Origin of the sequence: Streptomyces sp. H39-C1, assembly GCF_027158125.1 — a bacterium.
GTDB lineage: Bacteria > Actinomycetota > Actinomycetes > Streptomycetales > Streptomycetaceae > Actinacidiphila > Actinacidiphila fildesensis.
Window position 1 is genome coordinate 1 of record NZ_JAPVLS010000200.1, and the last position, 4603, is coordinate 4603.

The window sequence follows — 4603 nt, forward strand, 5'->3', positions numbered from 1 at the left end:
GTCGAGTCCACTCCGCTCTGCTCAGATCACCACACCCCATACCGGTGCAGGCGGCAGAGATGGGTTTGCTGGCCGGGCGCGTCCGGATCGGAGCGGGGTGCGTGCTGCTGGTGAGCGGCCCGGCGGGGAGCGGGGGATTCAGGTGACGGCGAGGCAGTCGCGGAGGCGGATCAGGCCGTCGCGTAGCCGGGTTTTGATGGTGCCGAGGTGGGTGTCCAGTCGTTCGGCGGTCTCCCGGTAGGTGCACCCGTCGTAGTACGCGAGCAGGACCGACTCGCGTTGCAGGGGTGTCAGCGCATTCACGCAGCGGCGTACCTGTTCGTGCTCCAGGCGGTTTTCGACGGTGTCGCTGACCTCGTCGAACGCCGTGTGGTGATTGCGTGCTGCGTAGGTGCGGTCCCGGTCGGCCGCCGCCTGCGCGGACCGGACGCGTTCGACCGCGCGACGGTGCGTCAGTGTCATGACCCAGGTCAGGGCCCCGCCACGGGCCGGATCGAACCGGGGCGCATGGCGCCACACAGCGATCAGGGCTTCCTGGCAGACCTCTTCGGCCTGCGCTTCATCGCGAACCACGCGGCGCGCCAGGCCCAGGGCCGGTCCGGCGATCACCGGATAGAGCTGCCTGAACGCGTCCTGGTCGCCGCGGCCGACGCGCGTCAGCAGGTCCTCCGGGCTGGGAGGAGAACAGGGGGCGTCGGCCCGTGCGGGGCGCCCGGCTGTTCCTTCCGCTTCGTCCATGAGGGGAAGCCTCTCAGACGGCAGCGTCGCTGCCCGGCGCGATGTGGCCGGTCCCTCGGATGGTGCCGTGCCGGCGCCGGTCCGCCCCTGCTTGCTGTGCGGGATCACTCGTCGCCGGACGCAGGGGTGCCCCACTGGAGCGCCTGAGCGGCTTCCACCAGTACCTTCTCCGCGGTCTGTCGCGTCTGTGCGGGGATGTCGCCGAGCTCTTCGACGAGGCTGTCGTATATCGGTTCGGGTGTGGAGCTGCTTGCGGTCATCCGGGCGGTACGTCCTTGCTGCTGCGGTCGTGGCTGTCGCCGACCACGTCGGTGTGAAGAGGTAGGTCAGGAGGCAGGGAGGGAATCGTCGCTTAGATCGGGGCGGGCCAGCTGGTGGCGAGCTGCGGTCACGGCAGCGGCAACGTCACGGGTGCCGGTGCAGACACACAACGTATAGGCCACGTCGTGCATCCGCTGCCGCACCTTCGCGGTGCCCTCGTCCGCGTGCAGCGACGCGAGAGCGTCGTACTGCTCGAGCAGATTCCGTAGGACCGCGGGATGAGCCATCAACATGATCGGTCTCCTTGCGCCATAGCTATCTGCGGATCCTGCCGGATGGTGCAGTGATGTGGTGTCACCTGGTGGTGCTGCCGCCGGCGGCGTGCGGGATGGTGTCGGTGTTGAAGGTGCCGTCGGTGATCTCTCGGGCCAAGGTGGCGAGTTTGAGGTTGTGGTTGCGGGCGTAGAGCCGGAAGGCGGTAAAGGCGTCGTCGACGGACAGCTGCCAGCGCTCGGCGAGGATGCCCTTGACCAGTTCCAGGACGATGCGGCTGGTGAGCGCGTACTGGAGTTGGCCGCGTTCGGTCTCGCTGTGGGCCAAGGTGCGCTGCTGCAGGATCGCGATGGTCGCGATGTCCGCCATGGCTTGGGCCAGCGCGATGTCACCATCGCTGAGGGGGTCGGGGGTCGGTCTGGAACAGGCTCAGGGCGCCGATGATGCGCCCGCGCAGCCGCAACGGCAGCGCGTTGGTCGAAACGAAGCCCGTCTCCTGTGCGCGGGTGGCGAACTGTGGCCAGTCCTTCGTGATCTGCGGGTCGGTGAGGTTGATGTTGGTGCGGGGCTGCCCGCTCTGGAAGCACTCCACACACGGGCCCTCGTCGTGCTGGGTGGCGAAGAATTCGAGCAGCCGGGTGTGCTCGTCGGACGCGGCAAGGACCCGCAGGATGCCGTGCTCGTCGGCGAGCAGGATCCCGACTGCTGCCACGTCCAGGAGCTCCATGCAGCGAACGGACAGCTGCTGTAGGAAGTCGATGACGTCGAAGTCATCGATCAGTGAATCGGCGATCTCGACGAAAACCTGGGAAAGTTGCTGTTCGCGGGGCATGGCGATCAGTCCTTGTCTGCGACGGGAAACTCGATGCCGTCGGTGTTGGGGTCCAGGCGCAACCGCCGGGCCAAGATGTCCTGGGAAATGTCGGTGATGGAACGGCCACTGCTATAAGCATGGCCCCGCAAGCGCAGCAGAGCCTGAGGCAGCGGCACACTGAGCTGGACGCTGATCATGCCGGTGGCCTGGTGCACGACCGCCTGCTGCAAGTCATGCGAGGAGTCCGGGGAATCGTGGTGGTGGTCGGGGTCCTGTCGATGGGCCTCGCCGACGCCCAGGCAGCGGGCGGTCAGCGCGAGGGCCAGGCCCATGGCACCCACACCATGATGCCGTCGCGCACCGTATCGGGGCCGGGGCCCTCGCCGAGGGTGAACTGCAGGTCCTCGAAGGTCTGCGTGCTGGCGTCCGGGCAGGTGACCAGCTCGATACCGCCGGCCTCGGTCAGCAGGGACACCGCGAGACCGTCCACGCCCAAAACTGTCGCACCGGCCGTAGCGGCGTCCCCGATACCGTCGGATCCCTCGTCGTCCCGCAACCCACGCAGCACGTTCCCCATGCGATCACTGATCATCAGCGGTGACCTGCCGCTGTGCTGGGCAAGGCGGGGCTGCCCGGATGGGCGAGGGGCCGGCCCGGGGCGGGGTGGCGCGCGTGGCACGATGCCGACGCGATCACCACGGCGCCCTCAGAGCAGGAGCACTGCGCAGCGCCACCGGTTGACGGCGCCGGCGGACCACGCAGCAGGTGGCTGGTGCCGGTCAGGACGAACAGCCGGGACACCGCAGGTGTGGCACGGCTCAGCCGAATCCCTCTGCCCGCTGCTCTGGCGTACTGAATGGCACCGAGAAAGAGGTTCAGGCCGCTGACGTCGCAGAACGTCACCGCTGCCAGGTCGAGGTCGACATCACGGTTTCCCTGCAGGCAGGTTTCGATCACCGAGCGCGCCGAGGGCGCGGTGTCCCAGTCGATCTCACCCCTCAGGGTGATCACCGACCAGCTCTCCCGGTCGTGCCGCCGCACGCTCAGCGGATGCGCAATAGGCATAGCGCCCCAGTTCCTGTGCCCCCACGGGGCAGCGCGCACGGGGGACGGAACTGCCGGCTCCCCACAGCACACTTCTCGTGCGGCCAGATTCGCGGACAGGACAGACGAAACGATGGCTCATCGGCAGGTGGCCGTGAACGCGATCGCTCCCTCTCCTGGGCTCCCGGGACGGGCAGACACAACCGCGTCCGCTCACCGCCGGTACCCGTATCACCAACGAACTCGCTACGCCGGGGGCTGGAGCGCTGCCAGCAGCATAACGCCGCTGTCTACCCGCGGCGCCGAGCGGTCCGGGGTGACACCCACCAGAGGCGGGATATGTCCCACCCCCCTCCCCGGCCACCTGCCGATGATCACCTTTCAGAGGCTTTCCGGCGGAGGGCGGCAGGAGAGGTGGCAGCGCAGCCGGCCGGGCAGGACCGCCCGCGCGAACAGAACAGCGGCGGCCACCATCGCCACACCCGTGGCCGGAGCGCATACGACAAACAGCCACGCCACCCGCGGGGCCGCATCCGCCCAGCCACCCACGGCCGCACAACCCACGCACCCCCCGCCGCTCACCGTCGCGAGCAGCAGATCCCGCACACGTCCCGCCACGAACACCAACCTCATCCTCATCCCGTATCAGTCCGGTGCGCCCGGATTGGGGCGCGACGCGTCGAAGGCGCTGTCAGGGCGGCTCGACGTGTCCCGTGGGCGCCGCGCCGGACCCCCGCCACGCCGCAGCCCGGCGCTCGGTGACTCCATCTCTCGGCGTTCGGGTCGGGAATGCTTGAGGGCCGGATTCCGTCAGGAGAATCCGACCCTCAAGATCATCACCAGGGCTGGGGCCCGGTCAGACGAGCGCGATCACCCGCACAGGGTTCAGGCGCCGTGCGCGGTTGAGTGGGCGCCGCCCACCGCGTTGGCAGTGCCGGAGTCTCCGCCACGCGCACCGTTACCACCGTGGGTCATGGACGCGTTGCCCGCGTTACCGGTGGCGCCGGTCCAGCCGGTGGCACCGGAGGTTCCCGAGGTGGCGTGCGCGCACTGGCTGCTGTGGTTCCAGCCGCCGTGCTGGTGACCGTACCGGGCACCATTGCTGCCGGTCAGGATCCCGATGTTCCCGGCGTGGTTACCACCGGTGGCACCGGAGTTCCCGGAGCTACCGGAGCTACCGGAGTACCCCGACCGCGCGGTGTTGGAGCTGGTGGCGTTGCCACCGTCACCACCGCGGCCGGTGTTCCCCGACCGGGCTGTCGTGGTGTTACGGGCACGCGAAACACCGGTGCTGTGCTGGTGTCCGCGCGTCCAGCCCCACTGCTGGGTGCGACGGGTGGTGGTGTGGGCGGTGGAGTCCGCGGTACCTGCGGCCCAGTCACTGCCGGAATCGCCGCCCCCGGCCCCGTTACCGCCGGTGGTCTGCGAGTCGGTCCATGCCCCGCCGGTCGCACCGGTGGACCCGGTGTTACC

General features: G+C 69.1%; 8 protein-coding genes and 1 pseudogene. All 9 read right to left on the minus strand.

Going from position 1 to position 4603, the window contains the following annotated elements:
- Positions 1-138: 138 nt before the first annotated feature.
- A complete protein-coding gene (gene sigK, locus O3W51_RS47325; RefSeq protein ID WP_269290225.1) occupies positions 139-738 on the minus strand; it encodes an ECF RNA polymerase sigma factor SigK in 600 nt (199 codons plus the stop codon).
- A 104-nt stretch (positions 739-842) separates the two neighbouring features.
- A complete protein-coding gene (locus tag O3W51_RS47330; protein WP_269290227.1) occupies positions 843-998 on the minus strand; it encodes a hypothetical protein in 156 nt (51 codons plus the stop codon).
- Between the two features lie 66 nt (positions 999-1064).
- The gene (locus O3W51_RS47335) at positions 1065-1292 is read right to left on the minus strand and encodes a DUF5133 domain-containing protein (protein ID WP_269290228.1); all 228 of its coding nucleotides are present in this window, start codon (positions 1290-1292) and stop codon (positions 1065-1067) included.
- Positions 1293-1353: 61 nt separating this feature from the next.
- Positions 1354-1641 carry an ANTAR domain-containing protein gene (locus O3W51_RS48705; RefSeq protein WP_331284171.1) on the minus strand — a complete coding sequence of 96 codons (288 nt, stop codon included), beginning with the start codon at positions 1639-1641 and terminating at the stop codon, positions 1354-1356.
- 19 nt (positions 1642-1660) lie between these two features.
- Positions 1661-2104 (minus strand): GAF domain-containing protein, encoded by a 444-nt coding sequence (locus tag O3W51_RS48710; protein ID WP_331284172.1) that lies wholly within the window; start codon positions 2102-2104, stop codon positions 1661-1663.
- A gap of 5 nt (positions 2105-2109) precedes the next feature.
- Entirely contained in the window at positions 2110-2418 is a 309-nt protein-coding gene (locus tag O3W51_RS47345; protein WP_269290230.1) for an ANTAR domain-containing protein, read from the minus strand.
- On the minus strand, positions 2397-2678 hold the full coding sequence (locus O3W51_RS47350) for a hypothetical protein (RefSeq protein WP_269290232.1): 282 nt from the start codon (positions 2676-2678) through the stop codon (positions 2397-2399). The genes O3W51_RS47345 and O3W51_RS47350 overlap by 22 nt, the downstream gene beginning before the upstream one ends.
- Positions 2678-3127: an STAS domain-containing protein gene (locus tag O3W51_RS47355; RefSeq protein ID WP_269290234.1), complete on the minus strand. Its 450-nt coding sequence runs from the start codon at positions 3125-3127 to the stop codon at positions 2678-2680. The genes O3W51_RS47350 and O3W51_RS47355 overlap by 1 nt, the downstream gene beginning before the upstream one ends.
- A gap of 888 nt (positions 3128-4015) precedes the next feature.
- Positions 4016-4603: pseudogene (locus O3W51_RS47360) on the minus strand (hypothetical protein); the annotation flags it as partial.